Origin of the sequence: Streptomyces eurythermus (assembly GCF_014649115.1) — a bacterium.
In the GTDB taxonomy this organism is placed as follows: Bacteria; Actinomycetota; Actinomycetes; order Streptomycetales; family Streptomycetaceae; genus Streptomyces; species Streptomyces eurythermus.
Genome location: NZ_BMSK01000008.1, coordinates 63,059 through 86,458 on the forward strand (window position 1 = coordinate 63,059; position 23,400 = coordinate 86,458).

18 protein-coding genes are annotated in these 23,400 nt (G+C 75.4%); 10 read left to right on the plus strand and 8 right to left on the minus strand.

Features of this window, described 5'->3' with window-relative positions; all coding sequences use genetic code 11:
* The first annotated feature begins 31 nt into the window (after positions 1–31).
* The gene (locus IE251_RS16615) at positions 32–772 is read left to right on the plus strand and encodes an HAD family hydrolase (RefSeq protein ID WP_189753744.1); all 741 of its coding nucleotides are present in this window, start codon (positions 32–34) and stop codon (positions 770–772) included.
* Positions 769–3,132, plus strand: a complete 2,364-nt coding sequence (locus IE251_RS16620; protein ID WP_189753745.1) for a glycoside hydrolase family 65 protein — start codon at positions 769–771, stop codon at positions 3,130–3,132. The genes IE251_RS16615 and IE251_RS16620 overlap by 4 nt, the downstream gene beginning before the upstream one ends.
* 91 nt (positions 3,133–3,223) lie before the next feature.
* On the opposite strand, the gene IE251_RS16625 is transcribed toward IE251_RS16620, so the two are convergent.
* Complete coding sequence (locus IE251_RS16625; RefSeq protein ID WP_189753746.1) at positions 3,224–3,610, minus strand: BlaI/MecI/CopY family transcriptional regulator; 387 nt, start codon at positions 3,608–3,610, stop codon at positions 3,224–3,226.
* Positions 3,611–3,778: 168 nt separating this feature from the next.
* On the opposite strand from IE251_RS16625, the gene IE251_RS16630 reads away from it, so the two are divergent.
* The 4 genes from IE251_RS16630 to IE251_RS16645 all read left to right on the plus strand — a co-directional run bounded on the left by IE251_RS16630 (position 3,779) and on the right by IE251_RS16645 (position 7,942).
* A complete protein-coding gene (locus tag IE251_RS16630) occupies positions 3,779–5,236 on the plus strand; it encodes a hypothetical protein (protein ID WP_189753747.1) in 1,458 nt (485 codons plus the stop codon).
* Positions 5,233–6,180 (plus strand): lysylphosphatidylglycerol synthase domain-containing protein, encoded by a 948-nt coding sequence (locus tag IE251_RS16635; RefSeq protein WP_189753748.1) that lies wholly within the window; start codon positions 5,233–5,235, stop codon positions 6,178–6,180. The genes IE251_RS16630 and IE251_RS16635 overlap by 4 nt, the downstream gene beginning before the upstream one ends.
* Positions 6,181–6,251: 71 nt before the next feature.
* Positions 6,252–7,109 carry a proteasome subunit beta gene (gene prcB, locus IE251_RS16640; RefSeq protein WP_189753749.1) on the plus strand — a complete coding sequence of 286 codons (858 nt, stop codon included), beginning with the start codon at positions 6,252–6,254 and terminating at the stop codon, positions 7,107–7,109.
* A 356-nt stretch (positions 7,110–7,465) separates the two neighbouring features.
* Complete coding sequence (locus tag IE251_RS16645) at positions 7,466–7,942, plus strand: DUF5709 domain-containing protein (protein WP_189753750.1); 477 nt, start codon at positions 7,466–7,468, stop codon at positions 7,940–7,942.
* Between the two features lie 30 nt (positions 7,943–7,972).
* Here the strand turns inward: IE251_RS16645 and IE251_RS16650 are convergent, their stop codons facing one another.
* Both IE251_RS16650 and IE251_RS16655 read right to left on the minus strand, forming a co-directional pair.
* Positions 7,973–8,767, minus strand: a complete 795-nt coding sequence (locus IE251_RS16650; RefSeq protein ID WP_189753751.1) for an MBL fold metallo-hydrolase — start codon at positions 8,765–8,767, stop codon at positions 7,973–7,975.
* A gap of 236 nt (positions 8,768–9,003) precedes the next feature.
* The gene (locus IE251_RS16655; protein WP_189753752.1) at positions 9,004–9,210 is read right to left on the minus strand and encodes a hypothetical protein; all 207 of its coding nucleotides are present in this window, start codon (positions 9,208–9,210) and stop codon (positions 9,004–9,006) included.
* A 284-nt stretch (positions 9,211–9,494) separates the two neighbouring features.
* Between IE251_RS16655 and IE251_RS16660 the strand changes: the two genes are divergently transcribed.
* The 3 genes from IE251_RS16660 (at position 9,495) to IE251_RS16670 (ending at position 13,335) form a co-directional block, all read left to right on the plus strand.
* Positions 9,495–11,336: a glycoside hydrolase family 15 protein gene (locus IE251_RS16660; protein WP_189753753.1), complete on the plus strand. Its 1,842-nt coding sequence runs from the start codon at positions 9,495–9,497 to the stop codon at positions 11,334–11,336.
* 154 nt (positions 11,337–11,490) lie between these two features.
* Positions 11,491–12,996 (plus strand): FG-GAP repeat protein, encoded by a 1,506-nt coding sequence (locus tag IE251_RS16665; RefSeq protein WP_189753754.1) that lies wholly within the window; start codon positions 11,491–11,493, stop codon positions 12,994–12,996.
* Positions 12,997–13,098: 102 nt separating this feature from the next.
* Positions 13,099–13,335, plus strand: a complete 237-nt coding sequence (locus IE251_RS16670) for a hypothetical protein (RefSeq protein ID WP_189753755.1) — start codon at positions 13,099–13,101, stop codon at positions 13,333–13,335.
* Positions 13,336–13,414: 79 nt separating this feature from the next.
* Here the strand turns inward: IE251_RS16670 and IE251_RS16675 are convergent, their stop codons facing one another.
* The 4 genes from IE251_RS16675 to IE251_RS16690 form a co-directional block, all read right to left on the minus strand.
* On the minus strand, positions 13,415–16,153 hold the full coding sequence (locus tag IE251_RS16675) for a SpoIIE family protein phosphatase (RefSeq protein WP_229896801.1): 2,739 nt from the start codon (positions 16,151–16,153) through the stop codon (positions 13,415–13,417).
* 241 nt (positions 16,154–16,394) lie between these two features.
* Complete coding sequence (locus IE251_RS16680) at positions 16,395–18,941, minus strand: SpoIIE family protein phosphatase (protein ID WP_189753756.1); 2,547 nt, start codon at positions 18,939–18,941, stop codon at positions 16,395–16,397.
* Between the two features lie 139 nt (positions 18,942–19,080).
* Complete coding sequence (locus IE251_RS16685; protein ID WP_030779793.1) at positions 19,081–19,356, minus strand: DUF1232 domain-containing protein; 276 nt, start codon at positions 19,354–19,356, stop codon at positions 19,081–19,083.
* A gap of 31 nt (positions 19,357–19,387) precedes the next feature.
* The gene (locus IE251_RS16690) at positions 19,388–20,599 is read right to left on the minus strand and encodes a hypothetical protein (protein WP_189753757.1); all 1,212 of its coding nucleotides are present in this window, start codon (positions 20,597–20,599) and stop codon (positions 19,388–19,390) included.
* A gap of 233 nt (positions 20,600–20,832) precedes the next feature.
* Here IE251_RS16690 and IE251_RS16695 point away from each other — a divergent pair, with 233 nt between their 5' ends.
* Positions 20,833–21,285, plus strand: a complete 453-nt coding sequence (locus IE251_RS16695; protein WP_189753758.1) for a hypothetical protein — start codon at positions 20,833–20,835, stop codon at positions 21,283–21,285.
* Positions 21,286–21,693: 408 nt separating this feature from the next.
* Here the strand turns inward: IE251_RS16695 and IE251_RS16700 are convergent, their stop codons facing one another.
* Positions 21,694–23,058 (minus strand): FAD-dependent oxidoreductase, encoded by a 1,365-nt coding sequence (locus IE251_RS16700; protein ID WP_189753759.1) that lies wholly within the window; start codon positions 23,056–23,058, stop codon positions 21,694–21,696.
* Positions 23,059–23,400: the final 342 nt, after the last annotated feature.

Here is a 23,400-nt window from a genome sequence, read left to right on the forward strand (position 1 = left end):
GGAGTGCCCCGGACGGGGAACAGTCCTCGGTATGACTCAGCTCGGTCTGCCCGACACCATCCAGGCCTGCCTCTTCGACCTCGACGGGGTCGTCACCAGGACGGCCGTCGTGCACGCGGCGGCCTGGAAGGAGACGTTCGACGCGTTCCTGCGCGGCTACGACGGCGAGCGGGGGCGGCCGTTCGACGTCCACGCCGACTACGACGAGTACGTGGACGGCCGCCCCCGCGCCGACGGCGTCCGCGCCTTCCTCGCCTCACGCGGCATCCGCCTGCCCGAGGGCGAGCCCGGCGACCCGCCGGACGCCCGCACCGTGCACGGCCTCGGCAACCGCAAGAACGAGCTGCTGCTGGAGAAGATCCGCACCGGCGGAGTGGAGGCGTACGAGGGCACGCTGCGCTATCTGGAGGCCGTGCGCGCCGCGGGCCTGCGCACCGCGATCGTCTCCTCCAGCGCCAACTGCCGGGACGTGCTGCGCGCGGTGGGCGCCGAGCACTTCTTCGACGTACGGATCGACGGCGTGGTGGCGGCCGAGCGGAACCTGCCGGGCAAGCCCCGCCCCGACACCTTCCTCGCCGCGGCCCGGGACCTGGGCGTCGAGGCGTCCCGCGCGGCCGTGTTCGAGGACGCGCTGGCCGGCATGGACGCGGGCCGCGCCGGCGGCTTCGGTCATGTCGTCGGCGTGGACCGGGTGGGGCAGACCGACGCGCTGTACGCGCACGGCGCCGACATCGTCGTCAAGGACCTGGCCGAACTGGGAGGCAAGCGGTGATCACCGACCGGTCGTACGCCGTCGAACCCTGGACCGTCCGGGAGACCGCCCTCGACCTCGGCGTGCTCGCCCAGAGCGAGTCGGTCTTCGCGCTGTCCAACGGGCACGTCGGCTGGCGCGGCAACCTCGACGAGGGCGAACCGCACGGCCTGCCCGGCAGCTACCTCAACGGCGTCCACGAGGTGCACCCGCTGCCGTACGCGGAGGCCGGCTACGGCTACCCGGAGTCCGGACAGACCGTCATCAACGTCACCAATGGCAAGATCATCCGGCTGCTGGTGGACGACGAGCCGTTCGACCTGCGCTACGGCCGGCTCGTCGCCCACGAACGCGTCCTGGACCTGCGCCGGGGCGTGCTGGAGCGCACCTGCGAATGGACCTCCCCGGCCGGCTCCACGGTCCGGGTGCGTTCCACCCGGCTGGTGTCGCTGGCCCAGCGGGCGGTGGCCGCCGTCGCCTACGAGGTGGAGGCCGTAGGCGACCGCAGCCGGGTGGTGATCCAGTCCGAGCTGGTCGCCAACGAGAGCCTGCCCGAGCCCGACGGCGACCCGCGCGCGGCCCGCGCCCTGAAGTCACCGCTGGAACAGGAGGACGACTTCGCCTCCGGCAACCGGCTGCGGCTGGTACACCGCACCCGGCGCAGCGGCCTCCGGGTCGCCGTGGCCGCCGACCACGTCGTCACCGGACCCGAACGCACCACCACCCGCAGCGAGAGCGGCATCGACGTGGCCCGGCTCACCGTCACCTCCGTACTGGAGCCGGGACAGAAGCTCCGGGTGGAGAAGCTGGTCGCGCACGGCTGGTCCGGCGCCCGGTCGCTGCCCGCGATGGCCGACCAGGTCGACGCCGCGCTCGCCGCCGCCGCGCACGACGGCTGGGCAGGGCTGCTGGCCGCGCAGCGGGCCTGCCTGGACGACTTCTGGGCCCGCGCCGACGTCGAGGTGGAGGGTGACGAGGAGATCCAGCAGGCCGTCCGGTTCGCGCTGTTCCACGTGCTGCAGGCCGGGGCCCGCGCCGAGCAGCGCGCGATACCGGCGAAGGGGCTGACCGGCTCCGGCTACGACGGGCACGCCTTCTGGGACACCGAGATGTTCGTGCTGCCCGTGCTCACCCACACCGCGCCCCAGGCCGTCGCCGAGGCGCTGCGCTGGCGGTACAACACCCTGGACGAGGCCCGTGAACGGGCGGCCCAACTCGGGCTCGCCGGGGCCGCGTTCCCCTGGCGGACCATCGCCGGCCCGGAGGGCTCCGCCTACTGGCCGGCCGGCACCGCCGCCTTCCACGTCAACGCGGGCATAGCCGACGCCGCCGCGCGGTACGTCGAGGCCACCGGCGACACCGACTTCGAACGGGAGACCGGCCTGGAGCTGTTGGTGGAGACCGCCCGGCTGTGGCGGTCGCTCGGCCACCACGACACCCACGGCGTCTTCCACCTCGACGGCGTCACCGGCCCCGACGAGTACAGCGCGGTCGCCGACGACAACACGTACACCAACCTGATGGCCCGGCAGAACCTGCGCGCCGCCGCCGACGCGGCCGAACGCCACCCCGACCGGGCCCGGCACCTCGGCGTGGACGAGGAGGAGAGCGCGGCCTGGCGGGACGCCGCCGACGCCATGCACATCCCCTACAACGACGAACTCGGCGTCCACGAACAGCACGCCGGCTTCACCCGCTACCAGCGCTGGGACTTCGACGCCACCCGCCCCGACCAGTACCCGCTGCTGCTGCACTTCCCCTACTTCGACCTCTACCGCAAACAGGTCGTCAAACAGGCCGACCTGGTGCTGGCCATGTACACCTGCGGCGACTGGTTCGAGCAGGAGCACGACGAGGAGCAGATCGCCCGGAACTTCGCCTACTACGAGCCGCTGACCGTCCGCGACTCCTCCCTGTCCGCCTGCTGCCAGGCCGTCGTCGCCGCCCGGACCGGCCATCTGGACCTCGCCTACGCCTACACCGCCGAGGCCGCGCTGATGGACCTCGCGGACCTGGAGCACAACACCCGGGACGGGCTGCACATCGCCTCGCTCGCCGGCACCTGGATGGCACTGGTCGCCGGGTTCGGCGGCATGCGCCGCGACGGCGACCGGCTGCGGTTCGCGCCCCGCCTGCCCGAACGGCTGCGCCGCCTCGCCTTCCACGTCGGCTTCCGCGGACGCCGGCTGCGCGTGGACATCGGCGCGGACAAGGTGACGTACGAGCTGCTGGACGGTGAGCCGCTGACCCTGTGTCACCACGGCGAGCCGCTGACGGTCGGCACCGACGAGCCGGCGGTCCGCCCCGTGCCACCGGCGGTACGCCGGCCCACCCCCGCCCAGCCGCGCCACCGCGCGCCGAACACGGGCGGGGGGCGGTGAACCGGGGAGCGCGGTAGGGGGTGCGGGGGTGTGGGCCGGGTGCGGCGCGAACAGCCCCCACGTGCCCGCACCCGGCACACGACCCGCCCCCCTACGGCGCGACCCCGCCACCGCCGAGCAACACCCGCAGCACCCGCTCCTCCTCCGCGCTCAGCCCCGCCACGAAGTGCCGCAGCGCGGCGAGCGGGTCCGGCCCCCGGTCCAGGGCCTCGCGCATCGCCTGGGCCGTCAGCTCCGCCGCGTTCCTGGCCGGCCGGTACGCGCCGCGCCGCCCCTCGGCGTCCCGCAGCACCAGTTCCTTGTCGTACAGGCGGGTGAGGATGGTGTGCACCGTGTTGTACGCGAGCCCGCCGCCGATCGACTGCCGGATCTCCGCCGGGGTCAGCGGACGGCCGGCGGCCCAGAGGGCGGCGAGTACCTCGCTCTCCAGTTCCCCCGCGCCGCGCCGCCGACGGCCACGGGACCCTGCGCCGGCCATGCCCACCACATTACAGCGCGTAGGGCCGTCGGCCGGATGGCCCTGCCCGCCGGGCACGGCCGGGTGATCCGGGCCGGTCCGGCCGTGTTCCCGCCGCCCGCCTCCCGGCACTTGAGGGGCGGCGGGGGACAGTGGACCCTACGACCTGTGGGGACGTAAGGGGTGGTCATGACCGTCAGCGTGCACGCGACACTCGGCACGGCGAGCCGCGCGCGCCCCCCTCGCACGTCCCCGGGCGCTCCCGCCGTCTGGCCGCTCGCGGCCGTCGCCGCCGCCTTCACCCTCGCCCAACTCCTCCTCGTCGGCACCGGTCTGGGCCTCGGCTGGGACGAGACGGTGTACGTCAGCCAGGTCGGCCGCCACGCCCCCGCCGCCTTCTTCAGCGCACCCCGCGCCCGGGGCGTCTCGCTGCTGGTCGCACCCGTCGCGGCCTGGTCGTCGTCCACCGCGCCGCTGCGGCTCTACCTCGCCCTGCTGTCCGGTCTCGCCCTGTTCTGGGCGCTGCGCGCCTGGCGCGGACTGTTCCCCGTCCGCGTCCTCGCCCTGGCCGGCGGCCTGTTCGCCTCCCTGTGGGTGACCCTCTTCTACGGCCCCCAGGCCATGCCCAACCTCTGGGTCGCCCTCGGCGCCCTGGCCGCAGTCGGCTGCTTCCCGCGCGCCCGCACCGGCCGGACGGCCCTGTGGGGACTGGCGGGCGGCGCGGCGCTGATGGCGTGGATGCGGCCGGTGGACGCGGTCTGGGTCACGCTGCCCCTGTTCGCCGCCGGCCTCGCGCGCCGCCGGTGGCGGGCCCTGCTCGTGCTGGCGGCCGGGCTCGCCGCCGGCGCCGTCGAGTGGGTGGCCGAGGCATATACGAGCTACGGCGGCCTGGCCCGCCGGCTGGCCGACGGCTCGGCGATCCAGGGCGGCCTCGGCCTGCACCTCGCCGTCGTGGACCAACTGCGCGCTCTGGGCGGCCGGACACTGTGCCGGCCGTGCGCCGGGGCCCTGCCGCATCCCGTGTACACCTTCTGGTGGTGCGCGCTGCCGTTGCTCGCCGCGCTCGCGGCGGCCGTCGCCGTCCGCGCCCGGCGCCCGGCGGCCACCGCGCTGCTCCTCGGCTGCGCGGCCACCGCCGCCTTCCCCTACCTGTTCCTGATCGGCTACGCGGCGCCCCGCTTCCTGCTGCCCGCCTACGCCCTGCTCGCCGTGCCGGTCGCCGACGCCCTCGCCCGCCTGCTCACCACCCGGCGACCGGCGGTCCGCGCCCTGGTCTGCGCCGCGCTCGCCGTGCACCTCGGGGCGCAGCTCACCCTGGTCCACCGGGTGGCCGGCAGCCACACCCGGGCGCGCGCGGCGTGGGCCCGTACCGCGGCCGAGCTGCACCGCCGGGGCGTCGGGCCGCCCTGCCTGCTCACCGGCCACGAGGCCATCCCCGTCGCGTACGCCGCCGGCTGCGCCTCGGCCGCGACCGCCGGGCACAACGCCAACACCACGCGGGAGGCCATCACCCGGGCCGCCCGGCGGATCCCGGTCGCCGCCCTGGTGCCGGCCGGAGCCGCGCCGCCCGGCTACGCCCGCGGCTGGCCGTCCACGGCCGTCGGCACGGTCCGGCTGTACTACGTCGTCCCGGGCGCCGGCGCATGACCTCGCCGGCCGGTCTCACCGCCTCCCTCGGCCGGCGGCGCGCCTACTGGCACGCCGCCGGCTGCCTCGTCGTGCTGCTCGGCGCGCTGTACCTCATCCGCCGGCACTGGCCCGCCGTGGAGAGCGGCGCCGGGCGGCTGGCGGTCGCCGACCACGGCTGGCTGCTGACCGGCGCGGTGGCGGCCGCGGGCACCTGGGCGGCCTCCGCGCTCGCCCAGCAGGGCGCCGTCGTGGTGCGGCTGCCCGGACCCCGGCTGCTCGCCGCCCAGTTCGCCGCCTCCGCCGCCAACCACCTGCTGCCCGCGGGGATCGGCGCGGGAGCGGTGAACCTGCGCTTCCTGATGCGCTGCGGACTGCCCGCCGGGCGCGCGGCCGGCGCGCTCGCCGTCAAGACCGCCACGGGCGCCGCCGTCCGCCTGGCGCTGATCGCGCTGCTCGCCCCGGCCTGCCCCGGGCTGCTGCGCCTGCCGCGGGTGCCCCCGGTGGCGCTCGCCGCCGCCTCGGGCCTGGCCCTGCTGCTCGTCCTGCTGCTGGTCACGCCCTGGTGGTCGCGGTGCCGGCGGGCGCTCGCCGCCATGCTGGCCGACATCCGGGCGCTGCACGCCCGCCCGGCCCGCGCGGCCGCCCTGTGGGGCGGCTCGCTGGCCTTCGCCACGCTGCACGCCCTGGTCCTCGTCGCCGTCACCCGGGCCGTCGGGCTGCCCCTCGCCCCGCTCCAGGTGGCGCTGCTGTACCTCGCCGCGAGCAGCGCCGCCGCCCTGCTGCCCACCCCGGGCGGGCTGGGCTCGCTGGACGCCGCGCTGGCCCTCGCCCTCGGCGCCGCCGGCACCCCCGGCGCGGGCGCCGCGTCCGCGGTGCTCGGCTACCGGCTGCTGACCGTCTGGCTGCCGCTGCTGCCCGGCCTGCTGGTGCTCGGGGTGCTGGTGCGGCGCAAGGCGCTGTGACATCCGGGAGTTTCCCGCGCACCCCCGGCAGGTAGGAGTCGGGTACATGCCATACGACAGAGGGGGGAACCATGCCCGGGAACCACCGCGCGGGCCTGCCGGACGAGGCCTTCTTCACACCGGGGACCTCGTCGTTCACCGAGTTCCTGGCCGCCCACCGCCCGGGGCTGCTGCCCACCGCGCCCGCCCTGCCGGCCGGTGTCCGGGCGGCGCCCGGCCGGTTCCCGCACGGCACCACCGTGCTCGCGCTGACCTACCGCGACGGCGTGCTGATCGCCGGCGACCGGCGCGCCACCATGGGCAACCTCATCGCCCAGCGCGACCTGGAGAAGGTGCACCCGGCCGACGAGCACACGGCCGTCGCGTTCGCCGGCACCGTCGGCCTCGCCCTGGACATGGTGCGGCTCTACCAGGTCGAGCTGACCCACTTCGAGAAGGTCGAGGGCGTGCCCATGACCCTCGGCGCCAAGGCGACCCGCCTCGCGGCCATGATCCGGCAGAACCTCGCCCAGGCCATGCAGGGGCTCGCCGTCGTCCCGCTGCTGGTCGGCTACGACCTCACCGCGCCCGACGGCGGACGCGGCCGGATCTTCGCTTTCGACCCGGCCGGCGGGCTGTACGAGAAACGGCACTTCCACGCCGAGGGCAGCGGCTCCCCGTACGCCCGGGGCGCCCTGAAGAAGCTGTACCGGCCGGGCCTGACCCGCCGCGAGGCCGCCCTCGCCGCGCTCCAGGCGCTCTACGACGCGGCGGACGACGACTCGGCCACCGGCGGCCCCGACCTGCACCGCCGCATCTTCCCCGTCGTCTCGGTCATCACCGAGGACGGCTACGAACGGCTGCCCGCCGCGGAGACGGAGGAACTCGCCCGCGCCATGGTCCGGCAGCGCGCCGCCCGCCCCGACGGGCCGCACGCCACCCCGGACTGAGCGGGGCGGGGAGGGACCGCCGGCCCGGCGCGGTTTTCCCCGCCCATGGGACAGGTCTGCCGCGGTCTTTACTGCACAAGGGTTGCAGGTACTGCGGTTTGGCATAAGGGTGGAGCGGGTGCAGTACCGGGGGGAAGCTCCTCCCCGACGGCCGTCCCTGACCCCGCTCCGCCCCCTCCCCGCTCGGCCCGGGCCCGACCCGCCCGGACCAGGCACCGCGTCCGCGGCTCCCGACGCGGCAGGAGCGGATCAGGGGCGGTGACGTCGGCGGCCGCCGCGCTCATGACCGGGGGGATTAAGGCCCCGGCCGGGGGAAACGCGGACCAGGACGGTCCGAGAACCCTCAGGAGGCGACCATGAGCGACCAGCAGTCCGAGCAGACCCCCATGGCGGACGACACCTACCAGCCGACCGGCGGCAACGAGGAACAGGAGGACGCCGGACCGCTGGACCTGCAGGACGCGGTCGGCGAACGCACCTACGACGACATGCTCGACGAGGGCTACTCCCCGCCCGAACGCCCGCTGGGCGTCACCAAGCACGGCACCACAGCCGCCGAGCAGCACGAGGGGGAGACCCTCGACGAACGGCTCGGCCAGGAGGTCCCGGACGTCTCCGCACCGCCCGGCGACGAGATCGGCGACCTGCCCGGCGGCGAGGGCGAACCACTCGACCCCGAGGCCGGCACCGCCCGCGCGGGCCGCCTGGTCGCCCCCGACGAGGGCAGCCACACCGACACCACCAAGGAGGAGGTCGCCCGGGACGTCGGCATCGACGGGGGCGCGGCGGGCGCCGAGGAGGCGGCGGTCCACGTGGTGGAGGAGGAGCCCTGAGCCCGCCCGGCGGCCTCCCGCCAGGCCGTTTCAGAGGGTCAGGGCCTCGCCGAGCGCCGGGGTGAGGACCTCGTACGGCTCCGCGGCCGCCGCGTCGAGGAAGCGGGAGAGCTCCCCGGGCTCGGTGTGGTAGACGCCGTCGATGTGGAAGCCGTCGTAGTGGATGGGCAGGACGGCCTTCGCCCCGAGCAGCCGTGCGGCCACCGCCGCCTGGCGGGCGTCGAGGGCGCCGGGGTAGGGGCTCGGTGGTGAGCAGTGCGGAAAGCACAGGGCCGGCCCGTTGATCGGGGTCAGTACGGCGTCGAAGGGGCCGTACCGGTGGGCGGCGCGCCACCAGTAGCCGTGGAACATGCTGTCGCCCAGGTGGATCACGCGCTTGCCGCCGGCCTCGACCGCCCAGGAGACCTGGGGGTCGCCGATGCCGTCGACGGCGGGCACGGCGGCGATGGTGAACGGCCCGATGGTGACGGTCTCCCAGGGGGCCGTCGTCCGCCGGGGCAGCCGCCGCGCGGTGAGTTCGCCGTCGGCCTGGAGCAGCCACAGGTTCTCGTGGTCGTCGCCGCCGAACGAGCCGGGGTGCAGGACCGGCGCGCCTGGGCGCAGGGCGCGGGCCAGGGCGGCGGCGTCCGCGTGGTCCCGGTGCAGGTGTGTGCAGAGCCCGGCGAGCACGCTCCCCTCCGTGCGCGGGCGCACGACCTTCGGCAGGGGTGCCGAGAGCCCGCTTCCCCCCAGTACCCCCTCGGGCTCGCCCAGCAGGTCGATGACCAGGCTCTCGCCGCCCGCCTCGATCTCCACCCCGGCCCAGCCCAGCCATCGGACACGCATGACCCCACCCCTTGCTTAGCGAACGATCGGTTGCCAAAAATTAGCACACGGTCGTTCGTCAAAGTGCTCGCGTGTGCGGGTGCGCCGGAACGGGCGTGCGTCGGAATGCCGGTGCGCCGCAACGGGCGGGTGGCGCGACGGCGGCGCGCCGGACAGCGAGCGCGGGCCGGGCGCCACGCGCGCCCGGCCCGCCGGCCTGTTCCTCCCGTCCTCTCGCGCCGGGTCCCCGGACCGCCCTAGGGCAGCAGCTTCTCGATGGCCGCCGAGCCCTCCGACTCCAGCTTGCGACGCGCCCAGGCGAGGTTCTTGGGCGTGACGTCCCGGCCCGCCGCCATCACCAGGTCCTCGGGGCTGACGTTCCCGGCGGGCGCGGAGTGGAGCAGGGCGTCCGGGGTGCGGACGTCGTCCGACGCGCGGGACTCTTCGGGTGTGGATGCCGACATGATGCCTCCTCCTCGGTCCGGATGACCGCATCCGTGCCGGTGCCTCCGAACGGGGCACACTCTCACCATTGCCCGCCCCGGCGCACCCTGCATCCGGAAGGCGCCGGGGCGGGTGCGGAGCGCGTTCCCGCGCCACGGCGAACCACTCCCTCCTAAGCTGGAAAACATCCCGTACGCGGGAAACGCCTCGCGTACGGGAGACACCCGCGAACGGAGAGAGCGCCCCCAGCAGGCCGGCATCCGCGAGCGGAGAACACGCCCCGCACCGCACCGGGAGGCCACCGATGGCCGCGACGCCGTTCGCCGAGGACGCCCCCAGCCCCCGCCCCCGCTACCTGCCCATCGCCGACCACGGCCTCATCGGCGACCTGCGCAGCGTGGCCCTGGTCGGCACCGACGGCACGATCGACTGGTACTGCTGCCCCTCCTTCGACTGCCCCAGCGTCTTCGCGGCGATCCTCGACGCCGAGCGCGGCGGACGCTACGAGCTGGCCGCCGCCGTCCCCGCGCGCACCAAACAGTTCTACTTCCCCGACACCAACGTGCTGATCACCCGGTTCTTCACCGACGAGGGCGTCGGCGAGGTGCAGGACTTCATGCCCGTCGGCTGCGACGGGTCGCGCGAGGTGAGCCGGCACCGGCTGATCCGGCGCGTGGTGTGCGTGCGCGGCACCGTGCCCTTCCGGGCCCTGATCGCGCCGCGCTTCGACTACGGAGCCGCCCCGCACTCCCTGCGCACCGCGGACGGCATGGTCTTCTTCGAGTCCCCGGCCCTGTCCCTGGCGCTCACCTCGACCGTCACCGTGGAGAACGACGGCCGCGACGCGCGGGCCGAGTTCAAGCTGACCGAGGGCGAGACGGCGGTGTTCGCCCTCGACCAGCTCGGCGCGCGGGTGCCGCCCCGCGGCTGCGCCCACGCCGAGGCGGAGCACGAGTTCAACGCCACCGTCGCCTACTGGCGCCGGTGGCTGCACCAGTCCCGCTACCGGGGCCGCTGGCGGGAGATGGTGCACCGCTCGGCCCTCACCCTGAAGCTGCTCACCTACGCCCCCACCGGGGCCATCGTCGCCGCGCCCACCACCAGCCTGCCCGAGCAGCTCGGCGGCGAGCGCAACTGGGACTACCGCTATGTGTGGGTCCGCGACGCCGCCTTCGCCGTCTACGCGCTGCTCAGGCTCGGCTTCAGCGGCGAGGCCGAGGCCTTCATGAAGTTCCTGACCACGCACATCAGCCCCGGCGACGGCGCCGCCTCGGGCCCGCTGCAGATCATGTACGGCATCGACGGCCGCGCCGACCTGCCCGAACGCGAGCTGCCCCATCTGGAGGGCCACCTCGGCTCCGCGCCGGTCCGGGTCGGCAACGCCGCCGCCGGCCAGCTGCAGCTGGACATCTACGGCGCGCTGATCGACTCGGTCTACCTCTACGACAAGTGGGCGCAGCCCATCTCCAGCGGACAGTGGGACGACCTGTGCCACCTGGTCGACTGGCTGTGCGACAACTGGGACCAGCCCGACGAGGGCGTCTGGGAGACCCGCGGCGGACGCAAGAACTTCCTGTACTCCCGGCTGATGTGCTGGGTCGCCATCGAGCGGGCCATCCGGCTGGCCAACCACCGCGGACTGCCCGCCGACCACCGCCGCTGGCGCCAGGCCCGGGACGCCATCTACCGGCGGATCATGGACCGCGGCTGGTCGGACCGGCGCGGCGCGTTCGTCCAGTACGAGGGCGCCGACGTCCTCGACGCCTCGGTGCTGATGATGCCCCTCGCCAAGTTCATCGCCCCCACCGACCCCAAGTGGCTGTCCACCCTGGACGCCCTCACCGAGGACCTCGTCTCCGACTCCCTCGTCTACCGCTACGACCCGAAGGTCAGCCCCGACGGCCTCCGCGGCGACGAAGGCACCTTCTCCATCTGCTCGTTCTGGTACGTCGAGGCGCTGGTACGAGCGGGCCGGGTCGACGAGGCGCGGCTGGCCTTCGAGAAGATGCTCACCTACGCCAACCACCTCGGCCTGTACGCCGAGGAGATCGGCCGCACCGGCGAGCAACAGGGCAACTTCCCACAGGCGTTCACCCACCTGTCCCTGATCAGCGCCGCGTTCAACCTGGACCGCGCCCTCGGCTGAACCGCCCGGCGTGTCCCGGCCCGGCAACGGCTGTCACCGCCGTGTCACAGCCGGTCCGCGCCCCACAACCACCCCCGCCCCCGCCGGGTCCAACCACGCACCGGCACCGACCAGCCGGCTGACGGACCATCACATACCTTCGGGGGTAAGGGACATGACCGACCGCACCCGTCACATCACGGGCTCCGCCGCCGTAACCGCGGCCTCCTTCCTGCTGCTGGCCTCGGCGGGCGTGCTCGCCGCCCCGGCCGCGTTCGCGGGCGTCCCCGGCGGCACCACGGCCGCCGACCGCAACAGCGACTTCGACGGCGACGGCTACACCGACCTGCTCATCGGCGTCCCCGAGGGCACCGTCGACGGCAAGGAGGGCGCCGGGTACATCACCGTGCAGTACGGCGCCCCGAACGGCATCGGCACCGGCACCACCGTCCCCAAGGGGCGGGTCCAGGTCGTCAGCCAGTCCACCCCGGGCGTGCCCGGCACCTCCGAGGCATGGGACGACTTCGGCCGGTCCGTCGCCACCGGCGACCTCGACGGCGACGGCTACGACGACGCGGTGATCGGCGCGCCCGGCGAGGACGAGGGCACCGTCGCCGACGCCGGCCGGGTCACCGTCCTGTACGGCTCGAAGCAGGGCCTCGGCACCGGACCGAACGCCTCGGTCACGGCCGCCCGGCCCGCCGCCGGCGCCCGCTTCGGCCTGGCGGTGGCCGCCGCCCGGTTCACCGGCGACACCGACTCCGACCAGCTCGTGGCGGTCGACCAGAACGTCGGCCTCACCGCGTTCACCTGGCACGCGGGCGTCCTGCGCCGGGTCGCCGCCCCGCACTCCACGGGCCACCGCCTCCAGCCCGGCCACGTCACCACCGGCGACTACGACCGCGACGGCTTCGCCGACCTGGTCGTCTCCGGCTACAGCCCCGACGACGACCACACCAAGGGCTGGTCGGCGTACTACGCGGGCGGCCCCGAGGGCCTCGACTACCGACGGGACCTGCACGGCGGCCTCGGCTCCGCCTCCGGCGACATCGACCACGACGGCTACGACGACCTCGTCCTCGGCCAGGCGAGCGCCGCCGACGAGGCCACCGGCGACACCGACGCGCCCGGCGGTCTGATCGGCGTCTACCACGGCGGCGCGGACGGCCCGGCCGGCACCCAGGGCCCCGGCACCGCCCCGCAGTGGTGGTCGCAGAACTCCCCGGGTGTCCCCGGCACCGCCGAACCGGGCGACGCGTGGGGCGCCGACCTGTCCGTCGCCGACGCGGACGGCGACGGCTACGCGGACGTGGCGGTCGGCGCTCCCGGCGAGGACGTGGGCGACACCGCCGACGCGGGCGCCGTCTGGCTGCTGCGCGGCTCCCGCACCGGCCTGACCGGCGACCACGCCCGCTCCTTCGACCAGAACACCGCCCGCGTCCCCGGCACGGCCGAGGCCGACGACGCCTGGGGCGCCCAGGTCCGCCTCGCGGACACCGACGGCGACGGCCGCGCCGAACTGCTCGCCGCCGCGCCCGGCGAGAACGCCGGTGACGGCGCGGTGTGGCTGCTCCCCGCGAGCGGCACCGGGCCGCTCGCCGAGGGCTCCTGGTCCTACGGCGCGGCCGGCCTCGGCGCCCCCGCCCACGCGGCCCGCTTCGGCGCGGTGATCGACGAGTAGCGGCACCCGCCCGATCGGCCGGTGTGTCCGCAGGTCGCACGGGTACCCGGGGTCTCCCACAGCGGAATCGACCCGAGTCTCGACAGAAGGAGGAGACCCCGGATGACCAGCACCAGCGAGACCGGCGACGTCACCGGCACCCGCGACAAGGACTACAACCTCATCTGGTACGTCGAGGCGTGCCTGAGCAACGCCCTGCGGCTGGAGCAGTACATCCAGGACGCCGAGCGGGACGGGGACAAGGAAGTCGCGGAACTGTTCCGCAAGGCCCAGTCCGACAGCCGCAAGGGCGCGGAACTGGGCAAGCAGCTGCTCCGCTCCCGCCTCAACGGCGGCTGACCGCCGCTCCCGCCGGAGCGCACGCGCACCTGGGACGGCCCCGCGCCCGCGCGGGGCCGTCCGACCGCCGCGACCGTGCTCACGGCAGCGGCTGTTCCGCCCAGATGACCTTGCCGTGGGGGGTGTAGCGGGTGCCCCAGCGTTCGGCGAGCTGGGCCACCAGGAACAGGCCCCGGCCGCCCTCGTCGGTGCTCGCCGCGTACCGCAGGTGCGGTGAGGTCGTGCTGCGGTCGGAGACCTCGCAGATCAGCGCCCGGTCCCGCAGCAGCCGTACCCCGATCGGGCCACGCCCGTAGCGGATGGCGTTGGTGACCAGCTCGCTCAGGATCAGCTCCGTGGTGAACGCCAGTTCCTCCAGACCCCAGTCGGCCAGCCGCCGGGTCACCGAGGACCGCACCTCGGACACCGCCGCCGGATCGGACGGCACCTGCCACTGCGCCACCCGGTCACCGCCCAGCACCCGGGTGCGGGCCACGATCAGCGCCACGTCGTCGCTCGGCCGGGCCGGCAGCCGGTCCAGCACCGCCCGGCACGTCTCCTCCGGCGAGGCGCCCGGCGTCCGCCGCAGGGCGTCACCCAGCAGGGCCAGCCCCTCGTCGATGTCCCGTTCCCGGTCCTCGACCAGACCGTCGGTGTACAGCACCAGCCGGCTGCCCTCCGCCAGCTCCAGCTCCGCCGTCTCGAACGGCAGCCCGCCCAGCCCCAGCGGGGGACCCGCCGGCACGTCCGGGAACTCCACCGCCCCGTCCGGCAGCACCAGCGCGGGCGGCGGATGACCGGCCCGGGCCACGGTGCACCGCCGGGACACCGGATCGTAGATCGCGTACAGACAGGTCGCGCCCGTCACCACGGCCCCGCCCGCCGCACCGGTCTCGTCCTGGTCGAGCCGCCCCACCAGCTCGTCCAGCAGACCGAGCAGCTCGTCCGGCGGCAGGTCGAGCGCGGAGAAGTTGTGCACGGCCGTCCGCAGCCGCCCCATCGTCGCCGCCGCGTGCAGCCCGTGCCCCACCACGTCCCCGACCACGAGCGCCACCCGGGCCCCCGACAGCGGCAGCACGTCGAACCAGTCGCCGCCCACACCCGCCTGGGCCGGCAGATAGCGGTAGGCGATCTCCAGGGCGCCCTGCTCCGGCAGGGAGCGCGGCAGCAGACTGCGCTGGAGGGTGACGGCCATGCCGTGCTCGCGGGTGTACCGGCGGGCGTTGTCGATGGACACCGCCGCCCGCGCCACCAGCTCCTCCGCCAGGGACACCTCCTCGGCGTCGAACGGCTGCGGCTTCTCCGCCCGCCAGAAGTTCACCAGGCCCAGCACCAGGCTGCCCGCCCGCAGCGGCACGGTGATCAGCGAGTGGATGCCGTAGTCCAGCACCTGGTCGGTGCGCTCCAGATCCTGCGCCCGCCAGCCGGGCGCCTCGCGCAGCCGCTCCACCACCACCGACTGCCCGGTGGTCAGCGCCCGGGCCTGCGGCGAGGTGGGCACGAACCGGATCCGCGCACCGGCCGGATACAGCGGGGAGTCCTCGCGTACCCCCGCGCAGGCCGTGCGGCGCAACGCCGTGCCAGGGCGGGGCTCCTCCCCGCTGAGCACCGCGTCGAACAGGTCCACGGTGGCGAAGTCCGCGAACCGGGGCACCGCCAGGGAGGCCAGCTCCTCGGCGGTCCGGGCCACGTCCAGGCTGGTACCGATGCCCACCCCGGCGTCGTAGAGCATGTTCAGCCGCTCCCGGGCCACCTCCGCCCGGCCCGACAGGGCACGCAACTCGGTGGAGTCGCGCAGCGTGGTGACGCTGCCGGCCGGGCAGCCGCGCAGATCGGTGGGCCGCTGGTTGATCGCCAGCAGGCGGTCCTTGACCAGGTGCACCTCGTCCGTGGCGATCCGCCCCGAGGCCAGCAGGCCCGCCGTCTCGTCGTCCAGGCCCAGCTGGAGCACATGCCGCCGCTCGGCGTCCGCGGGCAGGCCCAGCAGCCGGTGGGCCTCGTCGTTGGCGAGCAGCAGCCGGCCGTCGCCGCCGACGATCAGGACCCCCTCGCGGACCGCGTGCAGCACCGCGTCGTGGTGCTCGTACATCCGGGTCATCTCGTACGGTCCCAGGCCGTGCGTCTGGCGCAGCAGCCGCCTGCTGACCAGGGCCGTGCCCGCGGTGGCCAGTGCCAGCGCGGCGGCGGCCGCCGCGAGCAGCAGCGGCAGCTGCTGGTCGGCGGTGCCGCCCACGTGCGCCGTGGTGATCCCGGCGGACACCAGCCCCACCACCTTGCCCGCCGGGTCCCGCACCGGCACCACGACCTGCACCAGCGGGCCGATCGTGCCGGTGATGTGCTCGGTGACCGTGCGGCCGGCCAGGGCGGGGGCGATCGTGCCGACGAACTTCTTGCCGATGCGGTCGGTCTTGGGGTGGGTGTAGCGGACGCCCTGGGTGTTCATCACCACGACGAAGTCCACGCCGGTCGCCGTGCGGGCGGCCTCCGCGCGCGGCTGGAGCACGGCCGTGGGATCGGGGGAGCGCAGCGCCTCGGCCGTGCCCGGCGCGTTGGCGAAGGTCTGGGCCACGGCCAGGGAGCGGTTGGCGGCCTCCACGTCGGTGTCGTGCCGTACCTGGAGCACCTGGGCCACCACCGCGGAGACGACCAGCAGCAGCACGATCACCACTTGGAGGAGGAACACCTGGCCGGCCACGCTGCGTCCGGTCACCGCCGACCGGAGCACCCCGGACCGGCTGCCGCCCGGTCCGCGTGCCTGGCGCGGCGGGCTGTGCGGTGCGCGCGGGTGCCCGAACGCTCGGGACGGCCGGGGAGCGGACCGGCCGGGCAGTCGCACCATGTGCCCATGTCTACACTGCCCGGCGCCGTGAGGCGAGAGCGTCACCCGGGGCGCCGACGGCCGACCGGAGGGCACCCGACCGGCGCCGGGAGCGGCCACGGACCGTACGGGATGCCCCGGAAGCGGTCCGGATCCGGGGCCGGGGTCAGGGTGACGGTGCGGTGGATGGGGCGCGGGGTCAGGGTGGTGCTCGGCCGGCTGAGGGGACGTAGCGGAGGGCCTGGGGCCATGGCGGGTCGGCTCACGGCCCGTAGACGGGTGCCGGGCGGTGGCCGTGGCGGGCCGGGGGCGCCGGGTGGCGGGCGGCCAGCAGGAGGGCCACGTCGTCCGGGCGGTCGGCGGAGAGCCGGGCGGCGTCGGTGAGCCGGTCGGCGACCGCGGCGAGGGACCGCGCGCCCGTCCCGCCCCGCCGGCCCACGGCGGCACCGGCCTTGGCCAGCGCCAGCCGCAGCTCCGCGATGCCCTCGTCGATGTCGGCGCCGGGCCGCTCCACCAGACCGTCGGTGTACAGGGCCAGGATCGCGTCCGGCACCAGCACCAGCTCCGTCACCGGGTACCGGGCGTGCGGATCCACCCCGAGGACGACATCGCCCGGAACGTCCAGCACCCGGGTCCGGCCGTCCGGACAGCGCAGCAGCGGCGGCAGATGACCCGCCCGGGCGATCCGGGCCCGGCCGGTGGCGGGGTCCAGCCGCAGACAGCAGCAGCTGGCGAACTGGCCCGGGTCCAGGTCGATCAGCAGGCGATTGGTGCCGCTGAGCACCTCGTCCGGCGGCCGGTCGCCCAGCGCGAACGCCCGCACGGCGCTGCGCAACTGGCCCATGGTGGCCGCCGCCTGCACCCCGTGCCCCTGCACATCGCCGATGACCAGCGCCAGCCCGTCCCCGGACTCCACCACGTCGTACCAGTCCCCGCCCACGTCCATGCCCTGCGTCCCCGGCAGATAGCGGCCCGCGGTCTCCACCCCGGGGTGCGCCGACAGCCGGCGCGGCAGCAGCGCCTCCTGGAGCCCGCGGGCGAGGGCCGCCTCGCTGTCGTAACGGCGGGCCCGCTCCATCGCGTGCGCGATCAGCCCGGCGAGCGCGGTGAGCACCGTACGCTCCTGCGCGCTGAACCCGCGCGGCCGGTCGAAGCCCAGGATGCAGGAACCCACCGGCCGCCCGGAGGCGATCAGCGGCAGGAAGGCGCGCGCCCCCACCTCCGCGTCGAGGGCGAGCCCCGGATAGGCCGCCCCGAGCTGCGCCATGGACTCGAAGAACAGCGGCCGGCCGGTGGTCAGGGTTTCCACCCCCGGTATCCGAGTGTCGAGGCCGACGCCCTCGAACGGGTCGAGGAACCCCTGCGGGAACCCGGTTTCCCAGGCCAGGTGGAGCCGCCGCTCCTGGAGCAGATAGATGGCCAGCCGGCGGCCGCCGAACGCGGGCAGCAGCTCGCGTACGACCACCGCCGACACCTGCCGGGCGGTCACCGCGTCGGTCAGCGCGATGGCCAGCGCGATCGGCCGGTACAGCGGTGCCATCGAGCGGTCGTCCGGCTCCGCCCCCTCGTCCGGGTGCGCCCGGGCCGGCGGACCGGTCGCCGGGTCCATGCGGCTGGCCGGGACGAGCGTGCAGGTCAGCAGGTCCGTCCCCGGATGCACCGACACGGCCAGCCAGTCCCCCTCGCCGGGTCCGCCCCCGTCGCCGGCCGGCCGCCGGGCGTGGAAGCACACGGACTCCGGCGCGAGCAGGGCGCCGCGCAGGTGGTCGTCGTACGGCGGTCCGGACAGCCAGGGCAGCGCGTCCCACAGCGCACGCCCGAGCAGCCGCTCCCGGCACCGGCCCACGAGCCGGGCCGCCGCCGGGTTGGCGTACACGATCAGCCCCAGCCGGTCCAGGCAGAGCACGCCCTGCGGCAGCGGGTCGGCCGCGGCCTCGGCGAAGGCGGCCGGACCGGCGTGGAACACCACCCCGGTGACGGCCGGCCCGGCGCCCGGGGCGTCCGCCGGCCACAGGTCCAGCAGCCGCGGTGTGCCGTCCCCGGCCCGCAGGCTCAGCGGAGCGCCCGGCGGTCTCCCGGCCGCGGTGTCGCGCAGCGCGGCCAGGATCCGGTGCGCGTCGGCCGGCGCCAGGGCTTCGGCGAGCGCGTCGGCCGTCCCCGCGAACGCGCCGGGGTCCCGGCCGAGCAGGGCGTGCAGCCGGTCGTCCGCGCGCACCAGCGAGGTCGCCGGGTCCCAGCTGAAGCGTCCCACGGCGGGCCGCGCGGCCGGGCCCGGGGGCGGCCGTACGCAGACCGGCGCCTCGTCCCAGCGGACCGCGCCCTCGTCCCCGCCGGCCAGGCCGAGCAGCTCGGCGCCCAGGCCCTCGGCCAGCCGTGCCAGCAGCCCCTGGTCGAGGAGTTCGTCCCCGGTGTCCGTCAGCGCCGGGCACAGCACCGTCAGCACCCCGAGGGGCCGCGTCCCGCCCGGCACCGGCACATGCGCCGACCCGAACGGGAAGGGCAGACCGGCGGCGAACTGCGGGTACCGGCGCATGGTCTCCGTGGCGTTCGGCAGGACCACCGGGCCGCCCCGCCGGTAGGCGTCGGCCACCGGGAACGGACGGTCGACGTGCAGCCGCCACCAGGACCGGAACAGCGGGCCGGGCAGTCCCGCCAGCACCGCCAGGCGCAGCACGTCCGGGGCGCACGACCGCAGGTACACGCCCGTCGCCCGGCCGCCGGCCGTGCCGAGGACGGCCGCCGAGGCGTCGGCCAGCAGCGCGGCCAGCCGGTCCCGCGTACACCCCGCCCGCTCGCCGCTCCCAGCCATCGGCCCCACCTCGTCCCGTGTGCCCGCGCTGGATGACACAGCAAGAATGCGCCACGAGAGGCGGGGGACGCACCCGGGCGGCCCGTACGTTCTCCGGTATCGCCCTCAGGTGTCGCCGGAGGTCAGCCGGCGGCGGTCGTCAGTTCCCGGGCGTCCGGCGCGGCACCGGCAGGCTGCGCAGGGCGAGGAGCAGGACGCCGATGTCGTCCAGGTACACCGGGTCGGGCAGCAGGTCGGTGGGCAGCAGCAGATAGGCGACCGCGCCCCAGAACACCCACCGCGGGCCCGTCGGCAGGCCCGCCCGCCGCAGCGTGCGCCGGGCCCGCACCAGCCGCACCAGCAGGGCCACGGCGGCGGCGAGCAGCACCGCCGCCACGCAGGCCGCGATCAGCAGCAGGGTGGTGGTCGTGTCCATCGGGGCTCCTTGTCCTGGCCGTCCGGGAGGGTCAGGACGGCTTCCCGTCCCCCGGCGCCGCCGTGCCGGCCGGTGCGCCGGTGTCGTCGGCCGCGCCGGACGGGGCGTCCTCGCCCCCGGCGGGTTCCGTCGGCCGGCGTCCCCACACGGGTAGTTTCAGCCGCTCGAACGTCCGCGTCAGCTGGTGCAGCGTACCCGGCGTCCGGGAGTCGGGCCGCTGCTGCGGCAGGGCGGGCGGGGGTACGTCCCGGTAGGCGGCCAGGGCCTCCAGCGCCTGCTCGGCGGCCTGCTTGTACAGGTCCCGGGACTTCGTCATGGCCTCCAGCGCGTCGGCGTACATCGCGACCAGCCGCCGCTCGCGCTCGAGCTGCTCCTGGAGGGTCATCAGGGTCCAGTTCTCGCGCAGGTCCGTCAGCGCGTCGGCGGCGTCCGGGGACAGGGGGCGGGGCAGAGCGACGAAGTGCCGTAGCGCCGCGACGAGTTCGGCCGGCTCCGAGCCGTCCAGGAAGACGTTGCGCACGCTGTGCTCCCGGCCGTCGTAGTCCTTCGGCGCCGGGTCGGGCGGCAGCAGGACCGCGCCGCCGCGCGGCACCTCGACGCCCAGGTCCTTCAGCGCCCAGTTGACGCCGCGGAATTGCTGCGGGGTGGCCCGGTGCTCGATCACGCGGTGCCGCAGACCGGGCGGGAGCAGTGCCGTCAGCGGCAGCCGGCCCCGCTCGTCCGGCGTCATCGCCTCGTGCACGACGACATGGACACACCACGCCTCCCGGGCCGCGTCCCGCAGCCGGCGGCGCATCTCCTTGTCGTCCTCGGGCAGCGGGTTGACGTGCCGGAAGCGGAGGCCGGGGACCGAGGGGTGGTGGTCCCAGGAGCCGTCGTCGGCGGAGCCGCCGTCGGGCCAGAACAGGGTCGCGGGCGAGGGCCAGGCGTCGTCCCACGGCCGCTCCGCCTCCGCGACCAGCCGCCACTCCTGCCCCTGCGGCCGGCCCTGCGGCGGCAGCAGGGTCAGCCGGGCCCGCACGGTCACCGCGCCGCCGGCCCGCCATCGGGCCTCGAAGACCCGGCGTCCGGTATCCCCGGCCGCGGGCGGCTCGGCGAAGTCGTCGATGTCCCCGCTCTCCTTGTGCCGGCGCAAGGTGCGGCGGACGAGGTCCTCGGGGGCGGGGGCGGGACCGGTGTGGCGGCCCCGCACCGCCCAGAGGGTCTGCGGGACGGTGGCGTGGTCGGTGGCGGAGTTCGACATGAGCCAATCTGCTGATGGGGGCGGGTGCGCCTCCCAGTATCACCGCTCGGCGGCGCGACACGGGCGCGGGGGCCGAACCCCGCGCGTCGCCCGGGGGCACGCCCGGCGCACCGGCACGCGCCCGTAGCCCGCGTACGGTACGGCGTACGCCTGGGCCCGCTACGGCGCGCTGCTGCACGACCGCCGCCGCCCGGCCCGCCCCGTGGCCGCTGCTCGCCCCGCTGACGGGGGACATGGCACCGGGACCGCACTGGTACGGCACGACGGCCGCGCTGCCGGCCTGGCTGCCGGCGCTCGCCCTGTGCGCCGCCCACCACCGGGACGCCCCGCCGGCCCGCCTGTCCGCCGGGTCACCGGGGCTGGTGTTCCTGGCCGGGTGCGTGGTGACCGGTGCGTCCGTCGTGCTGCTGCCGGCCGCGGCGGACGCGGTGTGGGCACCCGCCACCTGCTTCGCGGTGGGCGCGCCGGGCCGGCTGCTGTGGCACGCCCGGCGCACGGACCGCACGCCTCCCGGGGCCGCGCTCGCCCTGCTTGTTCTCGCGGTACGGGTCGCGGCCCTGTGTCCCTGGCTGCCCGTGCCCGGCGCCGGCATGGTGCGCGGCGGCGGCCTCGGCCGGACGGCGGCCCTCGTCCCGCTGACCACGGCCCTGGCCGTCACCGCGGGCCGCGACGTCGTCCGGCGCTGACCGGGCATCCGGGGCCGCGCCCTTTGTTCCCCGCCGACGGGGCAGCCGGGGTCGCGGCCTCGTACGCCGCCGAGACGGTCGAGCGGGGCCGGGTCAGCCGGGGCCGCGCCCTTTGTCCGCCGCCGACCGGGCAGCCGGGGTCGCGGCCTCGTACGCCGCCGGGACGGTCGAGCGGGGCCGGGTCAGCCGAGGTCGCGCCCATTGTCCGCCGCCGACGGGTCAGCCGGGGCGGCGACCTCGTCCGGTGCGACCGGGCGCCCGGAGCCGCGATGTCCTCCGTGACCGACCGGCCACCCAGGGCCGGCCTCTGTCCGCCGCCCACCGGGCGCCCGGGGGCCGCCGCGCGGGCTGTCCGGTATCGAACGCGCCCCGTGCCGGCCCCGCAGCCCGCTCGGCGCGGCCGGGACCTTACGCCCCGCTCTCCCGCAGCATGTCCTCCCGCTCCACGATCTTCACCCGCTCGCGGCCCTGCGGCTCGCCCAGGGCGCGCTCGGCGGCGTCCAGCTTGTACCAGCCGTCCCAGGTGGTGAAGCGGACGTTCCGCTCGGCGAGGAAGGCGTCCACGGCCTCCGGCTCGGGCGCGGACGGCGTGTGCAGCCGGCCGTTCGCGTAGTCGTCCAGCAGGTTGGCCACGGTCTCGTTGGCGTCGCCCTTGGTGTGGCCGATGAGGCCGACCGGGCCGCGCCGGATCCAGCCGGTGACGTAGGTGGACTGCAGGTGGGTGCCGCCGTCCTCGATGACCCGGCCGCCCTCGTCCGGCACGGTCCCGGAGTCCTCGTCCCAGGGCAGCTTGGGCAGCTTCTCGGAGAGGTAGCCGACCGCTCGGTAGACCGCGGTGACGTCCCAGTCCTTGAAGACGCCGGTGCCCTTGACGTTGCCGGTGCCGTCCAGGGCGGTGCGCTCGGTGCGCAGGCCGACGACCTTGCCGTCCTCGCCGAGGATCTCCGCCGGGGACTCGAAGAAGTGCAGGTAGAGCTTGTGCGGGCGGTCGCCGATGTCCCGGATCGCCCAGTTCTCCAGCGTTTTGGCGACCATGTCGGCCTGCTTGTTGCCGCGCCGGGTCTCGATCGAGCCCTCGTCGTAGTCGATGTCCTCGGGGTCGACGATGACCTCGATGTTCGGGGAGTGGTCCAGCTCGCGCAGCTCCATCGGGCTGAACTTCGCCTGGGCCGGGCCACGGCGGCCGAAGACGTGGATCTCCACGGCCTTGTTGGCCTTCAGACCGTCGTACACGTTCGGCGGGATCTCGGTCGGCAGCAGCTCGTCGGCGGTCTTGGCCAGGATGCGGGCCACGTCCAGGGCCACGTTGCCGACACCGAGCACGGCGACCTTCTCCGCCTGGAGCGGCCAGGTGCGCGGCACGTCCGGGTGGCCGTCGTACCAGGACACGAAGTCGGCGGCGCCGTAGGAGCCGTCCAGGTCGATGCCGGGTATGGACAGCGCGCGGTCGGCCATCGCGCCGGTGGAGAAGATCACCGCGTCGTAGAAGGCGCGGAGGTCGTCCAGGCCGAGGTCCGTCGGGTAGTCGACGTTGCCGAAGAGACGGATCTGCGGCTTGTCGAGCACCTGGTGCAGGGCGGTGATGATGCCCTTGATGCGCGGGTGGTCGGGCGCGACGCCGTACCGGATCAGGCCGAACGGGGCGGGCATCCGCTCGAAGAGGTCGATGGACACACCGGGGTCGGCGGCCACCTCGGATTTGAGCAGGGCGTCGGCGGCGTAGATCCCGGCGGGGCCGGCTCCGACGATGGCTACCCGCAGGGGGCGCGGCATGATCAGGTTCCCTTCGAGCGCTTAATGGGCGACTTGATCAGGAAGCCTAAACTAAGGCAGACCTTACCTGGTACGGGGGTCTGCTCTATGACCTCATAAGCCGCCCTTATGACTTGTCCAGGACCGGCTTATGCGCACGTCTTCCGTTGGCCGGCGGCCTTGCGTCGACCTGGCCGACGTGGGTGCCTCGTGTGAAGGTTGGGGCCGGGGTACTCCCCGCCCGGCCGGTGATCGCACAGAGGACGACCTTGGTAAGCAACAGGCGCCGACGCCCGACCCGTACGCGACTCCCGGCCCGCGCCCGCAGCCGTGCCGCCCTCGCGGCGGCCGTCCTGCTGCTGG